Origin of the sequence: Paraburkholderia sp. MM6662-R1, assembly GCF_050436245.1 — a bacterium.
GTDB lineage: Bacteria > Pseudomonadota > Gammaproteobacteria > Burkholderiales > Burkholderiaceae > Paraburkholderia > Paraburkholderia tuberum.
The window spans coordinates 1,584,808-1,603,594 of sequence record NZ_JBNDLV010000001.1 but is presented as its reverse complement, the minus strand read 5'-3'; the positions used below and the strand labels follow the sequence as shown (position 1 = coordinate 1,603,594).

15 protein-coding genes and 1 tRNA gene are annotated in these 18,787 nt (G+C 63.3%); 10 read left to right on the top strand and 6 right to left on the bottom strand.

Going from position 1 to position 18,787, the window contains the following annotated elements; translation table 11 throughout:
- Positions 1 to 36 precede the first annotated feature (36 nt).
- The 3 genes from OKW39_RS07590 (at position 37) to OKW39_RS07580 (ending at position 3,031) form a co-directional block, all read left to right on the top strand.
- Complete coding sequence (locus tag OKW39_RS07590; protein ID WP_187614129.1) at positions 37 to 975, top strand: carbohydrate ABC transporter permease; 939 nt, start codon at positions 37 to 39, stop codon at positions 973 to 975.
- Complete coding sequence (locus tag OKW39_RS07585; protein WP_167368627.1) at positions 965 to 1,822, top strand: carbohydrate ABC transporter permease; 858 nt, start codon at positions 965 to 967, stop codon at positions 1,820 to 1,822. Before OKW39_RS07590 ends, OKW39_RS07585 begins: the two co-directional genes overlap by 11 nt.
- A gap of 93 nt (positions 1,823 to 1,915) precedes the next feature.
- Entirely contained in the window at positions 1,916 to 3,031 is a 1,116-nt protein-coding gene (locus OKW39_RS07580) for an ABC transporter ATP-binding protein (RefSeq protein WP_090803468.1), read from the top strand.
- An 84-nt stretch (positions 3,032 to 3,115) separates the two neighbouring features.
- Here the strand turns inward: OKW39_RS07580 and OKW39_RS07575 are convergent, their stop codons facing one another.
- From OKW39_RS07575 to trxB, 4 genes are all read right to left on the bottom strand, one after another.
- Positions 3,116 to 4,036, bottom strand: coding sequence for a LysR family transcriptional regulator (locus tag OKW39_RS07575; protein ID WP_090803470.1), 921 nt, complete (start codon positions 4,034 to 4,036; stop codon positions 3,116 to 3,118).
- Between the two features lie 130 nt (positions 4,037 to 4,166).
- Positions 4,167 to 4,826: a glutathione S-transferase family protein gene (locus OKW39_RS07570; RefSeq protein ID WP_429562357.1), complete on the bottom strand. Its 660-nt coding sequence runs from the start codon at positions 4,824 to 4,826 to the stop codon at positions 4,167 to 4,169.
- A 116-nt stretch (positions 4,827 to 4,942) separates the two neighbouring features.
- Complete coding sequence (locus OKW39_RS07565) at positions 4,943 to 5,710, bottom strand: Smr/MutS family protein (protein ID WP_429563468.1); 768 nt, start codon at positions 5,708 to 5,710, stop codon at positions 4,943 to 4,945.
- 203 nt (positions 5,711 to 5,913) lie between these two features.
- Positions 5,914 to 6,915 (bottom strand): thioredoxin-disulfide reductase, encoded by a 1,002-nt coding sequence (gene trxB / locus OKW39_RS07560; RefSeq protein ID WP_090803474.1) that lies wholly within the window; start codon positions 6,913 to 6,915, stop codon positions 5,914 to 5,916.
- A 391-nt stretch (positions 6,916 to 7,306) separates the two neighbouring features.
- On the opposite strand from trxB, the gene OKW39_RS07555 reads away from it, so the two are divergent.
- Both OKW39_RS07555 and lolA read left to right on the top strand, forming a co-directional pair.
- Entirely contained in the window at positions 7,307 to 9,616 is a 2,310-nt protein-coding gene (locus OKW39_RS07555; RefSeq protein WP_167368628.1) for a DNA translocase FtsK, read from the top strand.
- Between the two features lie 151 nt (positions 9,617 to 9,767).
- On the top strand, positions 9,768 to 10,511 hold the full coding sequence (gene lolA / locus OKW39_RS07550; RefSeq protein WP_429562356.1) for an outer membrane lipoprotein chaperone LolA: 744 nt from the start codon (positions 9,768 to 9,770) through the stop codon (positions 10,509 to 10,511).
- Between the two features lie 358 nt (positions 10,512 to 10,869).
- Here lolA and OKW39_RS07545 read toward each other — a convergent pair whose 3' ends face one another.
- Positions 10,870 to 11,139 carry a hypothetical protein gene (locus tag OKW39_RS07545; RefSeq protein ID WP_429562355.1) on the bottom strand — a complete coding sequence of 90 codons (270 nt, stop codon included), beginning with the start codon at positions 11,137 to 11,139 and terminating at the stop codon, positions 10,870 to 10,872.
- 141 nt (positions 11,140 to 11,280) lie between these two features.
- Between OKW39_RS07545 and OKW39_RS07540 the strand changes: the two genes are divergently transcribed.
- Positions 11,281 to 11,469, top strand: coding sequence for a hypothetical protein (locus OKW39_RS07540; RefSeq protein WP_244144826.1), 189 nt, complete (start codon positions 11,281 to 11,283; stop codon positions 11,467 to 11,469).
- Between the two features lie 120 nt (positions 11,470 to 11,589).
- On the opposite strand, the gene cytX is transcribed toward OKW39_RS07540, so the two are convergent.
- Positions 11,590 to 12,906: a putative hydroxymethylpyrimidine transporter CytX gene (cytX, locus tag OKW39_RS07535; RefSeq protein ID WP_429562354.1), complete on the bottom strand. Its 1,317-nt coding sequence runs from the start codon at positions 12,904 to 12,906 to the stop codon at positions 11,590 to 11,592.
- Positions 12,907 to 13,118: 212 nt separating this feature from the next.
- On the opposite strand from cytX, the gene OKW39_RS07530 reads away from it, so the two are divergent.
- From OKW39_RS07530 to OKW39_RS07515, 4 genes are all read left to right on the top strand, one after another.
- Positions 13,119 to 14,432 carry a replication-associated recombination protein A gene (locus tag OKW39_RS07530; RefSeq protein ID WP_090803482.1) on the top strand — a complete coding sequence of 438 codons (1,314 nt, stop codon included), beginning with the start codon at positions 13,119 to 13,121 and terminating at the stop codon, positions 14,430 to 14,432.
- A gap of 64 nt (positions 14,433 to 14,496) precedes the next feature.
- Positions 14,497 to 15,792 (top strand): serine--tRNA ligase, encoded by a 1,296-nt coding sequence (gene serS / locus OKW39_RS07525; RefSeq protein ID WP_090803484.1) that lies wholly within the window; start codon positions 14,497 to 14,499, stop codon positions 15,790 to 15,792.
- Positions 15,793 to 15,994: 202 nt separating this feature from the next.
- A tRNA-Ser gene (locus OKW39_RS07520) sits at positions 15,995 to 16,085 on the top strand.
- 739 nt (positions 16,086 to 16,824) lie between these two features.
- A complete protein-coding gene (locus tag OKW39_RS07515; RefSeq protein WP_090803486.1) occupies positions 16,825 to 18,432 on the top strand; it encodes a hypothetical protein in 1,608 nt (535 codons plus the stop codon).
- Positions 18,433 to 18,787: the final 355 nt, after the last annotated feature.

The following is an 18,787-nucleotide window of genomic DNA, read 5'->3' as shown; positions in this document are numbered from 1 at the left end:
GCAGCCCGACGGTACAGTTTCAGCAGGAGTCGAGTAGTGACTGCTTCCATCAGCGGGAACGGGAAAACGGCCACCGTCACCCGCCGCACGTCGCCCATGGCGGCCCTTGCCGATCGCTGGATTCCGAAGCTGGTGCTCGCACCCAGCGTCGTGATCAGCCTGATCTTCGTGTATGGCTTTATCGCAATCACCGGCTATCTGTCGCTGTCTACTTCGCGGCTGATGCCTCGTTGGGAGTTCGCGGGTCTGGACCGCTATCGCGAACTGTTCCAGAACGACGTGTTCTGGACTTCGGCCGCGAACCTCGGCTGGTTCGGCATTCCGTTCATCGGTATCTGCATCGGTCTGGGTCTGTTGCTCGCGATCCTGCTCGATCAGCAGATCCGCAACGAAGGCGCGCTGCGCGCCGTGTTCCTGTATCCGATGGCGCTGTCGTTCATCGTGACCGGCACCGCGTGGCAATGGATTCTGACGCCGAGCATCGGCATCGAGAAGGTGTTTCACGACTGGGGCTGGACGAGCTTCTCGTTCAACTGGCTGGGCGACCCGGACAGGGCGATCTTCTGTATCGTGATCGCGGCGGTCTGGCAGTCCACCGGCTTCGTGATGGCGCTGTTCCTCGCCGGCTTGCGCGGCGTCGACAGCGAGATCTTCAAGGCCGCGCAGATGGACGGCGCGAACCTGCCGACCATCTACCGCAAGATCGTGATACCGAGCATGCGGCCGGTGTTCTTCTCCGTGCTGCTGATCCTTTGTCACATCACCATCAAGACGTTCGACCTGGTCGTCGCGCTGACCGCCGGCGGTCCGGGTACGTCGACGTCGCTGCCGGCCATCTTCATGTACACGTTTTCGTTCAACCGTGGGCAGCTCGGCGTCGGCGCGGCATCGTCGATCATGATGCTCGCTACCGTAGTGGCCGTGCTCGTGCCGCTGATGTATCTGGAATCGAGGAGCACCCGCAATGCAGCCTAAGATGACGATTAGCCGTGCCGTCATTTACGCGGCTCTGGTTCTGTTCGCGCTGTACTTCCTGTTCCCGCTGTATGTGATGCTGTCGACGTCGTTCAAGGACATCGACCAGTTGCGCACCGGCAACCTGCTGACGCCGCCGACGAGCTGGAGCTTCGCGCCGTGGCTCAAGGCGTGGAGCGGCGCGTGTACGGGGGTGCGTTGCGACGGCATGCAGCCGTTCTTCATGAACTCGGTGCGCATGGTGATTCCGGCCGTGCTGATCTCGTCGATCATCGGCGCGTTCAACGGCTACGTGCTCACGCACTGGCGTTTCCGCGGCGCCGATCCGATCTTCACGATGCTGCTGGTCGGCTGCTTCATTCCGTTCCAGGCGATCCTGCTGCCGATGGCGCGCCTCGAAGGCATCCTCGGCCTGGCGAACACGGTGAGCGGCCTCGTGCTCGTGCACGTGATCTACGGTATCGCGTTCACGACGATGTTCTTCCGCAACTTCTACGTGAGCGTGCCGGCTGAACTCGTGAAGGCCGCGCGGATCGACGGCGCGGGTTTCTTCACGATCTTCACGAAGATCCTGCTGCCGGTGTCGCTGCCGATCTTCATGGTGTGCCTGATCTGGCAATTCACGCAGATCTGGAACGACTTCCTGTTCGGTATCGTGTTCTCCGGCGTCGATTCGATGCCGATCACCGTGGCGCTGAACAACCTCGTCAACACCTCGACCGGCGTGAAGGAATACAACGTGGACATGGCCGGCGCGATCATCGCGGCGCTGCCCACGCTGCTCGTCTATATCATCGCCGGACGTTACTTCGTGCGCGGCCTGACCGCGGGCGCGGTGAAGGGCTAAATCACCCTGGAGCGACGGCGTTTCACCGAACGCGTGCCGTCGTCGCCTGACAAGACGTTTTCAAGCAGTACCAGAGACTAGAGGATTCACAGCATGGCAAGCCTTTCCATCCGTGACGTGTACAAGACCTACCCGAACGGGGTGCCGGTTCTGAAGGGTGTCAACATCGACATCGAAGACGGCCAGTTCCTGATTCTGGTCGGCGGCTCAGGCTGCGGTAAGTCGACGCTGCTCAACATGATTGCCGGTCTCGAAACCGTGACCAAGGGCGAGATCCAGATCGACGGCAAGACGGTCAACAACCTGTCGCCGAAAGATCGCGACATCGCGATGGTGTTCCAGTCGTACGCGCTGTATCCGTCGATGACGGTCCGCGACAACATCTCGTTCGGCCTGAACATCCGCAAGGTGCCGAAGCAGGAGCAGACGCAGATCGTCGAGCGTGTGTCGAACACGCTGCAGATCAAGCATCTGCTCGATCGCAAGCCGGGTCAGCTGTCGGGCGGCCAGCGTCAGCGCGTCGCGATGGGCCGCGCGCTCGCGCGCGATCCGGTGATGTTCCTGTTCGACGAGCCGCTGTCGAACCTCGACGCGAAGCTGCGCATCGAGATGCGCTCGGAAATCAAGCTGCTGCATCAACGCCTCGGCACGACGATCGTCTACGTGACGCACGACCAGATCGAAGCGATGACGCTCGGCGACCGCATCGCGGTGATGAAGGACGGCATCGTTCAGCAGTTCGGCGCGCCGCAGGAAATCTACGACTCGCCGTCGAACCTGTTCGTCGCGGGCTTCATCGGCGCACCGCCGATGAACTTCATCGAAGGCAAGCTGGTCGAGCAGGGCTCGGGCGTCGGCATCGAACTCGATACGGGCGTCGCGCGCAAGGCGCTGGTGCTGCCGTTCGATTCGGCGAAGGTGCGCTCGCACGTCGGCAACAACGTGATTCTCGGCCTGCGTCCGGAACGCATCACCGATGCGCGCGGCGCGCACGGCGACGACTCGAAGCTGCAGCCGGTCGAAGTGAAGGTCGACGTGATCGAGCCGACTGGTCCGGACACGCTGGTGTTCGCGCAGATCAACGGCAAGCGCGTGGTGAGCCGCGTGCACCCGGCGTCGAACCCGCAACCGGAGAACAATGCGACGCTGCTGTTCGATACGTCGAAGGCGGTGTTGTTCGATCCGGCGAATGAAGAGCGGATTGCGTAAGTCGTCGCCTCAGCGCTGAATCCGTCACTACAGAAAAGCCCCATGCGTTGAATTGCGCATGGGGCTTCTGTTCTTTTGCAGCCGTTACGCCGCCTCGGGCAAACGCAAGTCCGGATTGTTGCGCGCGAGCTCGCTGACCCAATCGATAAACGCGCGCAGCCGCGAACTCAGATTGCGGCGATGCGCATACAGAATCGACAGCGGTGTACCGGGGCTCGTGTAGTTGCCGAGAATCTCCGTGAGCGCGCCTTGCTCGATCAGCTCGGCGACCATGAAGCGCGACGGCTGGATGATGCCGTGGCCCAACACACCCGCCGTGATGTACACCGAGCCGTCGTTGACGGCGAGCGTGCTATCCATCGCGACGCGCTCGATTTCGCCGTCCACTTCGTATTCGAACGGGAAGGTCCTGCCGCTGCGCGCGGACACGTAGTTGACCGCGCGATGCTCGCCGAGGTCCGCCAGTGTGGTCGGCGTGCCGAACTTGCGCAGATACGCGGGCGATGCGCACGTGACGATGCGCGCAAGCCCGATGCGCTTCGCAACGAGGCTCGATTCTTCGGGCGTGCCCATGCGGATCACGCAATCGACGGCGTCCTGGATCAGATCGATGTTGCGGTCCGCGAGACCGAGGCGCACGTCGATCGCGGGGTAGTGCGCGTAGAAGTCGTCGAGCGCGGGCAGCAGCAGCGAGCGCGCGAGCGTGCCGGAGGTGTCGACGCGGATCGTCCCGGCCGGATTCTCGCGCTTGCTCGACAGCGACGACTCGGCATCGGCGACGTCGGCGAGAATGCGCACGCAGCGCTCGTAGAACGATGCGCCGTCTTCGGTCACGCTGACCTGGCGGGTCGAGCGGTTCAGGAGCCGCACGCCGACGTGTTCCTCGAGCGCCTGGATCGTGCGGCTGACCTTCGCGCGCGGCAGATCGAGCGATTCCGAAACCTTGGTGAAGCTGTTCGCTTCGACCACGCGCGTGAAGATCTCCATCGCTTCGAAACGGTCCATGGTGTGCCTTGTGGGTGGTGAGCCAGAAGAAGGGCGGGGCAGGTTTGCGACACGACAGGAAGTCTACAGCCAGCAAAACGGGTTGTCTGCCGCGTCTCGTTCGCGCGCAACTGCCACCGCCGCTCGTGGCTCAATCCCGCTCCGGCGCGCCCAGCGGAAATAGCGGCCGGTAGGGCCGCGCCTCGTCGACCGCGCGTGCGAACGAGGGCCGCGCGAGCAGCCGCTGCCGGTACGCGCGCACGTGCGCGAACGCGGGGTCGATCGGGTGTGTCCAGTCGGCGTAGAACAGGAACGGGGCGGCGCCGCAGTCGGCGAGGCTGAAGCTGTCGCCGGCGGCCCATTCGCGCTCGGCCATGTGACGGTCGAGCCATGCGTACGAAGTGTCGAGCAGCGCGCGCGCATCGGCGACGCCACGCCGGTCGCGCTCGGCTTCGGGACGCAGGCTATCGAACACGACTTTTTGCTGTGGAGTCGAAATGTAGTTGTCGAAGAAGCGGTCCATCGTGCGCACCTCGAGCGCTACGCGCGGATCGGCGGGCAACAGTGTGACAGGCCCCGGATAATGCAGGCCCAGATATTCGATGATGATGCTCGCCTCGACCACCGTGCGCCCGCCGTCGACGAGCACCGGGAAGCGCCTGATCGGCCACAGCGCGGCCAATTCGGCCATGACCTTCGGGTCGTCATGCGCGAGCACGCGCATCTCGAACGGCGTACCGTTTTCGTACAGCGCGGTCAGGGCCTTCTGGCAGTAGGACGAGAACGGATGGGCATAAAGCAGCATGGGCATCGCGATCACCTTTGACGGTTGCACAGCACGAGTACGCGGTGACGACGAGAGCCACACCGCGCGACGGCCAGACTGGCCGTTTACCCCACGACGAACGACGGCCGAAAAAATCGACCTCAGACCTTCGCGCTCGCCCCATGCGGCGGCAACGAGCCCGGCTGCAACAGCACGAGCACCGCACCGGCGCCGCCGTCATGAGGGCGCGCCTGACAGAACGCGATCACTTCGGATTTCTGCACGAGCCACGCGCGCACCTTGCCCTTCAGCACCGGCTCCTTGCCGATCGACCCCAGACCCTTGCCGTGAATCACGCGCAGGCAGCGCAGGCCGCGTTTGGCCGATTCGCGGATGAATTCCGCGAGCGCCTCGCGTGCCTCTTCGCGCCGCATGCCGTGCAGGTCGATCTGCGCCTGCACGATCCAGTCGCCGCGCCGCAGCTTGCGCACTACGTCGCGGCTCAAGCCGGGGCGGCAATACGACAGCGTTTCGTCGGTTTCGAGCAGCACTTCGGGGTCGAATTCGTCGGAGATCGCTTCGTGCAGCACCGCCTCCTCGTCGAGCAGCGTCTGCACCGGCAGCGGCGGCGGGGGATTGCGCGTGAGCGTCGCGCGCGGCGGAATCGCGAGCGGCGCGACTTCGCCGATCTCGCGGCGGAACAGATCGGCGTCGGCGGCCGCTTCGCGCTGCGCCGCTCGCGTCGCCGCCTGTTCGCGCTCGCGCCGCTCGGCTTCGCCCTTCAACGCTTCACGCAACGCACCGAGTCCGGCGAGCCCCGATGCGCGATCGAGCTTCGGTGCGACGGCGGGCGCAGCCGTTGCGGGCGCGGGACGCGTGGCGGCTTGCGCGCGTTTCGGATCGTTCGGATGGGGCTGATTCTTCGGCATGTCGGCAATACAGGCGGAAAGGTCGGTCGGTGGTGCTGCCAACGCGCTCGACGCACATTGACAAGGCGGCAAAAACGACAAAGGCCGCCGGCATTTCAGCCGCGGCCTTCGTGAGCCAATGACAGCAGCGCTGCGCCACCGTCATTTTACTGTCGCGCCCGTTTGTCGGGACTTCGTCTCGACATACGGCAGCGCGGCGCGGATCAGCGGTCCGCTTCCGCGCTCATCGCGTGCTCGCCGGCCATTTCGTTGATGGTCTCGAGATAGCGCTGCGCGTCGAGCGCGGCCATACAGCCGGTGCCCGCGCTGGTGATCGCCTGGCGATAGATGTGGTCCTGCACGTCGCCCGCGGCGAACACGCCCGGCACGCTGGTCGCGGTCGCGAAACCGTTCAGGCCGCCCTTCGTGATGATGTAGCCGTTCTTCATCTCGAGCTGGCCTGCGAAGATGTCCGTGTTCGGCTTGTGGCCGATCGCGACGAACAGGCCCTGCAGCGCGATGTCAGTGGTCTCGCCACTCTGCGTGTGCTTGATGCGCAGGCCGGTCACGCCGGAGTTGTCGCCGGTTACTTCTTCGAGCACATGGTTCCACTTGATCTCGACGACGCCCTCCTTCTCCTTCGCGAGCAGACGGTCGATCAGGATCGGCTCGGCGCGGAACTTGTCGCGGCGATGGATCACGGTCACCTTCTTCGCGATGCCGGCGAGGTAGAGCGCCTCTTCGACGGCCGTATTGCCGCCGCCGATCACGGCGACGTGCTGCTGCTTGTAGAAGAAGCCGTCGCAGGTCGCGCAGGCCGACACGCCCTTGCCCATGAACGCCTCTTCCGACGGCAGGCCGAGATACTGCGCCGATGCGCCCGTCGAGATGATCAGCGAATCGCACGTGTATTCGCCCGAATCGCCGATCAGGCGAATCGGCTTCTCATCGAGCTTCGCCGTGTGGATGTGGTCGAAGATGATCTCGGTATTGAAGCGCTCGGCGTGCTCGAGGAAGCGCGCCATCAGTTCCGGGCCTTGCACGCCGTTGGCGTCGGCGGGCCAGTTTTCGACGTCGGTCGTGGTCATCAGCTGGCCGCCTTGCGCGATGCCGGTGACGAGCACCGGCGCGAGGTTGGCGCGCGCCGCGTAAACCGCCGCCGTGTAGCCGGCGGGACCGGAACCGAGAATCAGAACCTTGGCGTGTTTCGTTGCAGTTGCGGGCATGATCGAATCCTTGTACGGCGCGCGGCTCGCCGCTGCGTAGCCGTGCGTTTTTGAGCTGAAACTGTAGATGGGTATCAGTCGGGCATTATAAAGGGCGGGGCGTGCCGCTGCGCCATCAAGCTTTCTGATCGCCGCGATAGCGTGGCGGCGTGGGCGCTCGGGGCGAGCCCGCGGCGCGATACGGCGAATTCAGCGCGCCTCGCGCATGCGTCTGTGGTCAAACAGCCAGGTTACCGTCATTTACAGCCTTGCGCGGGACACAGCGTTTACAATAGCCCGGATCGAAGTTTCCGGTAGCCGGGATCGGGCCCGAAGCCGTGCGCGGCGAGGCTCGGGCCGCGTTCCCGGCGGCAGTTTCAGCCTGAACCGGCTACCCCAGGCAACAGGATCAATGGCAAAAGCTCCCTATACCGCGAGCGCGCAGGCATTGCCGCACCGCATGTCGCGCCTCTTCACCGAAATCCGCTGGATTCTGCAGGTGGCCCTCGGCGTGTTCCTGCTGATGTCGCTCGTCAGCTACAGCAGGCACGACCCGAGCTGGACCCATGCCGCGCAGGTCGACCATATCTCGAACTGGGCGGGCCGCGTCGGCGCGTGGACTTCCGACATCCTGCTGCTGCTGTTCGGCCTGTCCGCCTACTGGTGGATCGTGCTGCTCGGCCGCCACATCTCCGCGAACTACAAGCGCATCAGCCGCAACGAAGAGCCGCAGGACGACGACGCGCCGCGCGGCGTCAGCTGGCTCGCGGACGCGTTCGCGTTCATGCTCGTGCTGCTGTCGTGCAACGGCCTCGAGGCGCTGCGCATGTGGTCGCTGAAGGTGCAGTTGCCGCGCGCGCCCGGCGGCGTGATCGGCGAGGCTGTCGCGCGCGGCATCTCGCATGCGCTCGGCTTCACCGGTGGCACGCTCGCGCTGCTGCTCGGTCTCGGGATCGGGCTGTCGCTGTACTTCCGTTTTTCGTGGCTGTCGGTCGCGGAGAAGGTCGGCGAATCGATCATTTCCGCGGTGACGTTCGCGAAGCTGCGCCGCGAGGCCGGGCTCGATCGCAAGCTCGGCGAAGCGGCCGCCGTGAAGCGCGAAGGCAAGGTCGAGAAGGGCCGCGTGCGCATCGAGGAGCACGAGCCCGTAGTGATCGTGCCGCCGCTCGCCACGCCGGCGAAGTCGGAGCGTGTCGAGAAGGAACGCCAGGTGCCGCTCTTTACCGATCTGCCCGGCGACTCCACGCTGCCGCCCATCGCGCTGCTCGACCCCGCGCCAGCCGCGCAGGAAACCATTTCCGCGGACACGCTCGAATTCACGTCGCGCCTGATCGAGAAGAAGCTGAAGGACTTCGGTGTCGACGTGAGCGTGGTCGCCGCGTATCCGGGGCCCGTCGTCACGCGCTATGAAATCGAGCCGGCCACGGGCGTGAAGGGCAGTCAGATCGTTAATCTCGCGAAGGATCTCGCGCGCTCGCTGTCGCTCGTGTCGATTCGCGTCGTCGAAACGATTCCGGGCAAGAACTACATGGCGTTGGAGCTGCCGAACCAGCGCCGTCAGACCGTGAGCCTGTCCGAAATTCTCGGCTCGGCCGTGTATGCGGATGCCGCGTCGCCGCTCACGATGGGTCTCGGCAAGGACATCGGCGGCAAGCCCGTGTGCGCGGATCTCGCGAAGATGCCGCATTTGCTCGTCGCCGGCACGACTGGTTCGGGCAAGTCTGTGGGTATCAACGCGATGATCCTGTCGCTGCTGTACAAGGCGAGCGCCGAGCAGGTGCGCATGATCCTGATCGATCCGAAGATGCTCGAAATGAGCGTCTACGAAGGCATTCCGCACCTGCTGTGTCCGGTCGTCACCGACATGCGCCAGGCGGGCCACGCGCTGAACTGGGCGGTCGCCGAAATGGAGCGCCGCTACAAGCTGATGAGCAAGGTCGGCGTGCGTAACCTCGCCGGCTACAACAACAAGATCGACGAAGCGGCCAAGCGCGAAGAGAAGCTGCCGAATCCGTTCAGCCTGACGCCGGACGATCCGGAACCGCTGACGCGTTTGCCGAACATCGTGATCGTCATCGACGAACTGGCCGACCTGATGATGGTCGTCGGCAAGAAGGTCGAAGAGCTGATCGCGCGGATCGCGCAGAAGGCGCGCGCGGCCGGCATCCATCTGATTCTCGCTACGCAGCGTCCGTCGGTCGACGTGATCACCGGCCTGATCAAGGCCAACGTGCCGACCCGTATGGCGTTCCAGGTGTCGTCGAAGATCGACTCGCGCACGATTCTCGACCAGCAGGGCGCCGAGTCGCTGCTCGGCATGGGCGACATGCTCTATCTGCCGCCAGGCAGCGGTTTGCCGGTGCGCGTGCACGGCGCGTTCGTGTCGGATGATGAAGTGCACCGCGTCGTCGACAAGCTCAAGGAGCAGGGCGAGCCGAACTATATCGAGGGCATTCTCGAAGGCGGCGTGAGCGGCGAGGGCGACGAAGGCTCGGCGGGAACCGCGTCCACCGAAGGCGAGTCGGACCCGTTATACGATCAGGCGGTCGACGTCGTGCTGAAGAATCGCCGCGCGTCGATTTCACTCGTGCAGCGGCATCTGCGCATCGGCTACAACCGGGCGGCGCGTCTACTCGAACAGATGGAGAATTCGGGCGTGGTGTCGGCGATGTCGTCGAACGGCAATCGCGAGATCCTGGCGCCGGCGCGCGAGGCGGAATAGCCGCAACGAGCCATTGCGGCCATCGCGAGCGACGCCGCGTGCACCGTCCGGTGCGCCATTGCGGCTCGACGCTGGGCCAGTCACTCTGTGTTCAGCGAGTGCATCGAGCCGGCGCAGCCCATCACCGAATTCATTCAAGGGAGAAAAACCTATGCAAGCAATCGCGCAGCAGGATGCCCGACAGCGTCGAGCGGGGCGCCTCGGCGAGCGCGTGTCCCGCGGCATGCGCAAGATCGCGCGCGCCGTGGGCAATGTCGCGATCGGTGCGTCGCTGCTCGTCGCCTCGCACGCGTTCGCGAGCGGCACCGAGCAACTGAAGGCATTCATCGCGCAGGTCCATTCGGCGCGCGGCGCCTTCGTGCAGCAGGAAGTGCGCGCGCCGAGCAAGGCGCAGGGCGCGAGCGGCGCGCTGTCCACCGCGAACCCGGCCAAGCCGACCACGTCGAGCGGCACGTTCATGTTCGCGCGGCCCGGCAAGTTCATCTGGCAATACGAGAAGCCCTACTCGCAATTGCTGCAGGCGGACGGCGACAAGTTCTACGTCTACGACAAGGATCTGAACCAGGTGACGGTGCGCCCGCTCGGCAACGCGCTCGGCGCAAGCCCGGCGGCGATCCTGTTCGGCAGCAACGATCTGGACAAGAACTTCTCGCTGCGCGACGCGGGCGTGAAGGCCGGCATCGACTGGCTCGAACTGACGCCGAAGGCGAAGGACACGCAGTTCGAGCGCGTCGGCATCGGTTTCAAGGACGGCAATCTCGAAGCGATGGAATTGCACGACGTGTTCGGTAACGTGACGCTGCTCACGTTCTCGAACATCCAGAAAAATCCGCAACTGCCGCCCGATGCATTCAAGTTCACGGTGCCGAAGGGCGCGGATGTGATCAACGGATAAACCGCGCGGTAGGCGCCGACACGTGGCGCCTTTGCAAACGCCCGCGAAGCCGCGCTTGTCGAGCGCGGCTTTTTATTTCGCGCGGCGCGTGGATTGCTTAGGGATGCGCGCCCGGCGCCGCGACGAACGTTAAATCGTCGTACCGGCAGACGTAATGATTTAGTGCGAGACTGGAAAGAGCGGCATTGCTCATGGGCTGGAGTTGGCGCGTCCGATCATTTTCCGGGATTGGGTACGCAATCTCTAACAATTTTTTGCTGCAACGCAACAAAATAACGCCTAAACTGATCGAATCTGGTTGTCGCTTCAGATGTCTGGAAAGGTGAGGCATGTCATGAGATTGTCTTCTTCACACGATTCACGCTTGTCCCCATCCCTCCATGTGTTCCAGCAGGAGGGCGGGTGGCATTGGGGAATAACGGTTCCGCGCGCGGCCGGAAGTGGTTTCAAGGTCGTTGCATATAGTGAAAAGACCTTTATCGATGAGGCCGAAGCCCATCGGGAAGGCAATCGCGCGCTTGAGCGTTTCGCCGATACGCCGGCGGTTCCGCTTGAACGGCAGTAAGGCAGTCAGGTTATCTAACGTATCCGGCAGCCCGTTATTTGGGTTTTCGAGCGGGAAACGCAACAATTACCGCCGGTGATAATTTAATATGCAACCAATTGCATATTTTTTTGACTTCCGAAAAATCGTAGCGATAATGTCTCGTTTCGAGATATCACATTTATTTTGACTTTCGCGGAATATGAAACCACCCACGCGCTTAGCGTGGAACTGGACGGCGTAAACTATGCCGGAACTTATCGCGTCATGACGGGCACCGTCGTCGTCCATTTCGCGAACGAGAGCAAATTCGCCTCGTATGCGCCGAATCGGCCGGAGACCGTCGCCCGTTGGCTGCTCACGGATCTGTGTCGCAAGGCCGAATCGCGTCGGCGCAAAGCGGCGAAAAAATAGCCCGCGGCGCGCACTGTGATTGGCCGTTCGACGGTCACAAAAAAAGACCTGCAGTTGGATTGCAGGTCTTTTTTATTTTGTGACAGCTGCGTCTAATGCAACGCGCTGAGGGTGACGCGCTCACGCATACGCGGTCTTGCGCGCCGAGACGAACGCGTAATAGCACACCGCGCCGATCGCAAGCGACGGCAGCGTCGCGCCGACATTCGGTAGCCATTGATTGATCACCTGGTACGAGGCGATGCCGATCGCCCAAGCGACGAACGCGCTCAGGTGCCAGCCGCCCGAGAAGCCGTAGCGGCCGAGCACATCGGCGAGCACCGCGGCGTCGACGCGACGCTTGCGCACGATGAAGTGATCCATCAGCACGACGCCGAACAGCGGCGCGAATACCGAGCCGATCAGCAGCAGGAAGTTCTGGTACTTCGCCATCGGCACGAGCAGCGCGATCAGCGTGCACAGCGCACCGAACGCGGCCGACAGCAACGGCACGCTCGCGCGCGTCCAGAACGTGCCGGTCGACACCGCGGCCGAGTGGATGTCGGCGAACGCATTGTCGATTTCGTCGATCAGAATCAGCAGCAGCGCAAACCCGCCGCCCGCTTGCGCGAGCGCGCCGGTCAGCAATGCATCGCCGCCGCCGGCAGCGAGCCCGTAGACCGCGCCGAGCGCATAGAACCAGATGTTCGCGATGCCATAGCCGTATAGCGTGCCGCGGAACGTCTCGCCGGCGCGGCGGCCGAAGCGCGTGTAGTCGGCGATCAGCGGCAGCCATGACAGCGGCATCGCGACCACGAGGTCGACCGCGCCGCCGAACGACATCTCGCCGGTGCCGGGACGACGCATCAGGTCCGCGAGATTGTGGCGCGCGAGCAGATTCCACGTGAGCCATGCGGCGCCCGCGAGCAGCAGCCAGATCCCCCACTTGCGCAGAAAGCGCCGCACGAACGACAGCGGGCCGCTGATCGCGAGCAGCGTCGCGAGCACGCCGAAGATCACGGTCCACACGAGCGGCATCGACAGGCCGAACGCCTGTTTCGCGAGCGCATCGGCAGAATCGCGCATCACGATCACCTCGAACGAGCCCCAGCCGACCAGTTGCACCATGTTCAGCACGGCCGGCACCGACGCGCCGCGCACGCCGAGCGTCGGACGCAGCGACGACATCGCCGCGAGCCCGGTGTCGGTGCCGATCACGCCCACGAGCGCGAGCAGCACGACGCCGATGACGCTGCCGAGCACGATCGCGACGAGCGCGTGCGGCAGCGACAGCCCCGGCACCAGCAGCGCGCCCGCCTGGGCGACGAGCAGGCCGATGCCGAGCGAGAACCACAGCGCGAACGCGTCGCCGGTGCGAAACGCGCGGCGCGCGTCGGGCACCGGCGTGAGCGGCGCGTAGGTGGAGCCGGCGTTTCCGGCGACGGAATCTTGAGCCATCTGATGTTCGTTCCTGTTGGTGGTGCTGTGATTCTTTGCGTTGCCGGCGCCCCGGGTCGGCCATCGCCTGGCCGCCGTCACTGTCATAATGCAGGACGTTGCCCGCGTTCGTGCCTGTGTTTCCGGCCGGACGCGGGCTTTGCGCTTGTCCCGCGAGGCGCTGCTCCGAAGCGGTGCGTGCCCCGGAAAGCCGAGATTATCCCCAAAACGTCATGTTTGAAGAAACCCGTGCCAATGTTCCGCTTGCCGAACGCCTGCGGCCACGCAATATCGACGAAGTGATCGGCCAGTCGCATCTGCTCGGTCCGAACAAGCCGCTCAGGGTCGCGTTCGAATCGGGCGAGGCCCATTCGATGATCCTGTGGGGCCCGCCGGGCGTCGGCAAGACCACGCTCGCGCGGCTGATGGCCGATGCGTTTCACGCGCAGTTCATCGCGTTGTCGGCGGTGCTGTCGGGCGTGAAGGATATCCGCGAGGCGGTCGAAACCGCGCAGATCCATCGCGCGAACGGCCATCAGACGCTGGTGTTCGTCGACGAAGTGCATCGCTTCAACAAGAGCCAGCAAGACGCGTTCTTGCCGCACGTCGAGTCGGGCCTGTTCGTGTTCGTCGGCGCGACGACCGAGAATCCGTCGTTCGAGGTCAATAGCGCGTTGCTGTCGCGCGCCGCCGTCTACGTGCTGAAGAGCCTGACGGACGACGAACAGCGCGAGCTGCTCGAGCGCGCGCAGAAGGAGCTCGGCGGCCTCACCTTCACCGACGAAGCGCGCGCCGCGCTGATCGGTTCGGCCGACGGCGACGGCCGCAAGCTGCTGAACAACCTCGAGATCGTCGCGCGCGCGGCCGCACAGCAGAAGACCACCGAGATCGACGGCGCGTTATTGGGCAGCGCGCTCGCGGAGAATCTGCGCCGCTTCGACAAGGGCGGCGACGCCTTCTACGACCAGATCAGCGCGCTGCATAAATCCGTGCGCGGCAGCAACCCGGACGGCGCGCTGTACTGGTTCTGTCGCATGCTCGACGGCGGCGCGGACCCGCGCTATCTCGCGCGTCGCATCGTGCGCATGGCGTGGGAAGACATCGGCCTCGCGGACCCGCGCGCCGCGCGCATCACGCTCGACGCTGCCGAAACCTACGAGCGTCTCGGTTCGCCCGAAGGTGAGCTCGCGCTTGCGCAGGCGATCATCTATCTGGCGGTCGCGCCGAAATCGAATGCCGGGTACAACGCGTACAACGAGGCGCGGCGCTTCGTCGGCAAGGACCAGTCGCGCGCGGTGCCGGTGCATCTGCGCAACGCGCCGACGAAGCTGATGAAGGAACTCGGCTACGGCCACGACTACCGCTACGCGCACGACGAACCCGATGCGTACGCGGCCGGCGAAACCTATCTGCCCGACGGCATGCGCGAGCCGCATTGGTACGAGCCGACACCGCGTGGTCTCGAAGGCAAGATCGGCGAGAAGCTCGCGCGCCTTGGCGAACTCGATGCGCGGTGGCGCGCCGAGAACAAGCCGAAGAAGGCTTGAGGCGTTTCACCTTTGCCGGTGCGTTAAAATCGCGTTTTCATACAACGAACATCCGTCCCATCCCATGCTCGACATCCAGTTGCTGCGCAAAGACCTCGACGGCGTCGCAAAGCGCCTCGCCGACCGCGGCTATACCCTCGACGTTGCGGCCTTCACCGCGCTCGAAGCGGAACGCCGCGATACCCAGACCCGTACCGAAGAACTGCAGGCGCGCCGCAACAGCCTGTCCAAGCAGATCGGCGCGATGAAAGGACGCGGCGAAGACACGTCGGCGGTGATGGCCGAAGTCGGCGGCATCGGCGACGAGATGAAGGCGTCGGCGGTCAAGCTCGAAGACATCCAGAAGCGTCTGTCCGATCTGCTGCTCGACGTGCCGAATCTCGCGCACGAAAGCGTGCCGGTCGGCAACGACGAAGCCGGCAACGTCGAAGTGCGCCGCTGGGGCACGCCGCGCCAGTTCGACTTCGAGGTCAAGGATCACGTTGACGTCGGCACGCCGCTCGGCCTCGACTTCGAGACCGGCGCGAAGCTGTCGGGCGCGCGCTTCACGATGCTGCGCGGCCAGATTGCGCGGCTGCATCGCGCGCTCGCGCAGTTCATGATCGACACGCACACGCAGCAGCACGGCTATACCGAGATCTACACGCCGTATATCGTCAATCCCGACATCCTGTACGGCACGGGCCAGCTGCCGAAGTTCGCGGACGATATGTTCCGCGTCGAAAAGGGCGGCGGTGAACATACGGTCACGCAGTACCTGATCTCGACCTCGGAAATTTCGCTGACGAACACGGTGCGTGAGAGCATCGTCGAAGCGGACGCGCTGCCGATCAGGCTGACCGCGCACTCGCCGTGCTTCCGCTCGGAAGCGGGCTCGTATGGCCGCGACACGCGCGGCATGATCCGCCAGCATCAGTTCGACAAGGTCGAGATGGTGCAGGTCGTAGCGCCAGGCGCATCGTACGACGCGCTCGAGCAGATGGTCGGCCATGCGGAGGCGATTCTGCAAAAGCTCGAACTGCCGTATCGCGTGATCACGCTGTGCACCGGCGACATGGGCTTTTCCGCAGCGAAGACCTACGACCTGGAAGTGTGGCTGCCCGCGCAGAACACCTATCGTGAGATTTCGAGTTGCTCGAATACCGAGTCGTTCCAGGCGCGACGCATGCAGGCACGCTTCCGCAACGCGCAGGGCAAGCCGGAGCTCGTGCATACGCTCAACGGCTCGGGTCTCGCGGTGGGCCGCACGCTCGTCGCGGTGCTCGAGAACTTCCAGAACGCCGATGGCTCGGTGACGGTGCCCACGGCACTGCGGCCTTACCTCGGCGGCGTCGAGCGGCTGCAAGTGCCGGCGGCCTGAGCGTCGCCGATGCGCGCGCAGGCGCGGTGTCGTCCCGTGTCCGACGATGGATGCCGCGAACGGCATCGGGGTCCCGCGAAAATTTTTTAGAAATTTTTTGGACGAGGGGGCTTGGAAAACTAATTCGAGCTGTTCTATAATCTTTTTCTCCCAAGCAACGGCCCGCTTGGATCCGACGATGCAGTAGCGAGTTGGAATACCCGGAAAGGTGGCAGAGTGGTCGAATGTACCTGACTCGAAATCAGGCGTACGGTTTCCCCGTACCGTGGGTTCGAATCCCACCCTTTCCGCCAAATTCTGAAACCCCTTGATTTCACCGAGATCAAGGGGTTTTTGCTTTGAGTTCTCGAATGGCTTTGCCAAGGCAATTCGAAATTATTCAAGCATCATTTCTATTTTGGCGAAATCCTTTGTTTCAATTTTTTACATAAGCCATTCGTTGCTCGTGGTCTTTTTCATCTCATTTCCATACAAATATCTTAAGTCATCCGTACTGCACTGTCCCCTAATTCATATACCGGACATATTCGGGGCGTGGCTGTTATACGCTATAAGGGGTCGAAGTCAGAAAATTTGCGGGCGACCCGCCCCCCGATCGACTTCTGAAAGTGCGAATCTTCGCCGACCCCACAGATCTCCGCAAGATCTGCCCTTTTTTACAAATAAATACGATTTTTGATTGGGCTCGGTCATTCGTTCAGGGTACGATTTACGCCGTCAGAAGCTTTTACAGGAAGAATTTTCCTGAAAATGAAAGCTTCGGCAATTAATCAGTAAAACGTTTGCACCGCAAACGTTTGCGAACCAACGCGCACCCAGCCCTGTCAATCTGAACCACCGCGAGGACCACCTTCGCGCGCCTCGGTTCAATCGGACAACACAGACGTGCGTTCAAAGCACTTCGGGACAATAGTCTTTAAGGCCTGCAAATTCATTTGCATCGAATCCTTATTCATTGTCCGTCGAATCACAGCGAATTCACCTTTTGGTCTTTTTATCGGGAATTTTCCCGACATTTGGAATTACTCCGCGATGATAAAACGACGTCAATTCATTGGGGGCCTGACGGCCCTGAGCGCAAGTTATCTTTTGACCGCGTGTGGTGGGGGCAGTGGGTCATCGAACGCGATTGGCAAGGCAGCCGCTGCGACTGGCGCTTCCGGTGCCGCGGCAGCGTCGGGTGCGTCCGGTGCCTCGAGCAATACAACGCCGACTGCGAAGACGAGCGACCCGAACAGCATCTCCATGCCGCCCGCCACGTCCATCACGGACAACTCCGGCAACGTCTGGACCCTTTCCGGAGGTTCGGTCTACCGCAACGGGTCGGCGGCAGGCAACACCTACAACGTCTCGCTCGTGCTGTTTTACGGCGGCGTGATTTATCACGAAGGTACGGGTGGTCAGTTTTACGAATGGACGGGCTCGGGCTGGGTGGGCTGCAACGACCCGCGCCTCGGCGGCACTTCGGCCGACGGCACCTCGCTGCCCGCTTCTCCGTACATCATCGACAAGTCCGGCGCAATCTGGACGCTGACTAACGGCGTCATTTACTGCAACGGGGCGACGGTCGGCGACACGTACAACGTCTCGCTCGTGTTGTGGTACGGCGGCAAGATCTGGCATTGCGGCACGGGTGGCCAGTTCTACGTGAACAACGACACCGCCGGCCATTGGCTGCCCTGTAACGATCCGCGCACCGCGATCACACCGTCCGCCGGCATGTTCTACGGCATGAACGGCCACTTCGACTACAACTACACGCCCCAACAGATCGTGTCGATCCTGAAGGGCATGGGTTGCACGAGCTATCGCGTCGGCTGCAACAACACGTCGACCGAGTTGAACGCGGTGATCGGACTCGCGCAGGCTTTCCAGTCGGCGGGGATGACGCTGATCGTGCTGATCAACCAGGGCGTCTACGACTCCAGCGGCAACCTGATTGCTGGCGAGAATGCGGCTTACAGCCAGGGTTACGCGGTAGCCCAGGCCGTCGCGAACGCACTGAAGCCGTATGGCGTGACCATCTACGAATGCGGCAACGAGCTGACGCGGCAGAACGCCACCGTGCTCAACTTCACTTATGCGGGCACGAGGGCGTCGGACTTCAACAACGCGAACTGGCCGGTGATGCGCGGCGTCATGCGCGGGATGATCGACGGCGTGAAGTCGGTTCAGTCCAACGCCAAATGCGGCATCAACTTCTGCGTGAACGATATCGGCGCGGCGGACGCGCTGTGGGACGGTATGCAGCCGGATGGTAGCGGCGGTTACCCGACCGTGCGCTGGGACATCACCACGTGGCACAACTACGAGGTGTATGGCGATCTGTTCGACCTCGGTACGGACGGCGCGATGCCAGGCTTCGATCTGCCGATCTATTGCAAGGCCCGGTATGGCGTGCCGTTCATCGTCACCGAGTGGAACACCGGACCGGAGCAAACTGAGGCCTATCGTTCGAACTACATCTCGACGAAGCTCGGCGAGTTCTATCAGAACCGCAAGACGCACAACATCCAGTCCGTCATGTATTACGTGCTCGACAGCGGCGACCAGACTTACGGCATCATGCTCAACGGTTCACCGCTGAATCCGTCTTACAGTGCTTTCCAAAGCTTCACGGCGGCCCATCCCGACAACTAGGCCGCGGGTCGACGCAAGCAGTTCCGCCCGTCCGTAGTCGATGCTGCCCGGTGTCAAGAGCGACATGTCGCCGGGCCTGACGGCGGCGCCCAATCTTCCCTTCGGAGTATCGAGGCGGGGGTGCGGGCGCCTCATCCACCCCGAACCCCTCCATCACCTCCCTCAGCGCCCGCGCCTGATCCGCGGGCGACGCGGCCGCCGCCGCGCTTTTCTCGACGAGTGCCGCGTTCTGTTGCGTGACCTCGACCATTTGCGTGATCGCGATGCCCAGCTGCTGAATCCCATCGCTCTGTTCACGCGACACCTGCGCGATTTCACCGACGATGCTCGTCACGCGCGACGCGCGCGAGTTCGC

Bases quoted from the DNA above. Each gene is read 5' to 3' on its own strand.
- OKW39_RS07585 (WP_167368627.1), top strand. From the start codon at position 965: ATGCAGCCTAAGATGACGATTAGCCGTGCCGTCATTTACGCGGCTCTG.
- OKW39_RS07580 (WP_090803468.1), top strand. From the start codon at position 1,916: ATGGCAAGCCTTTCCATCCGTGACGTGTACAAGACCTACCCGAACGGG.
- OKW39_RS07575 (WP_090803470.1), bottom strand. From the start codon at position 4,036: ATGGACCGTTTCGAAGCGATGGAGATCTTCACGCGCGTGGTCGAAGCG.
- OKW39_RS07570 (WP_429562357.1), bottom strand. From the start codon at position 4,826: ATGCCCATGCTGCTTTATGCCCATCCGTTCTCGTCCTACTGCCAGAAG.
- OKW39_RS07565 (WP_429563468.1), bottom strand. From the start codon at position 5,710: ATGCCGAAGAATCAGCCCCATCCGAACGATCCGAAACGCGCGCAAGCC.
- trxB (WP_090803474.1), bottom strand. From the start codon at position 6,915: ATGCCCGCAACTGCAACGAAACACGCCAAGGTTCTGATTCTCGGTTCC.
- OKW39_RS07555 (WP_167368628.1), top strand. From the start codon at position 7,307: ATGGCAAAAGCTCCCTATACCGCGAGCGCGCAGGCATTGCCGCACCGC.
- lolA (WP_429562356.1), top strand. From the start codon at position 9,768: ATGCAAGCAATCGCGCAGCAGGATGCCCGACAGCGTCGAGCGGGGCGC.
- cytX (WP_429562354.1), bottom strand. From the start codon at position 12,906: ATGGCTCAAGATTCCGTCGCCGGAAACGCCGGCTCCACCTACGCGCCG.
- OKW39_RS07530 (WP_090803482.1), top strand. From the start codon at position 13,119: ATGTTTGAAGAAACCCGTGCCAATGTTCCGCTTGCCGAACGCCTGCGG.
- serS (WP_090803484.1), top strand. From the start codon at position 14,497: ATGCTCGACATCCAGTTGCTGCGCAAAGACCTCGACGGCGTCGCAAAG.
- OKW39_RS07515 (WP_090803486.1), top strand. From the start codon at position 16,825: ATGATAAAACGACGTCAATTCATTGGGGGCCTGACGGCCCTGAGCGCA.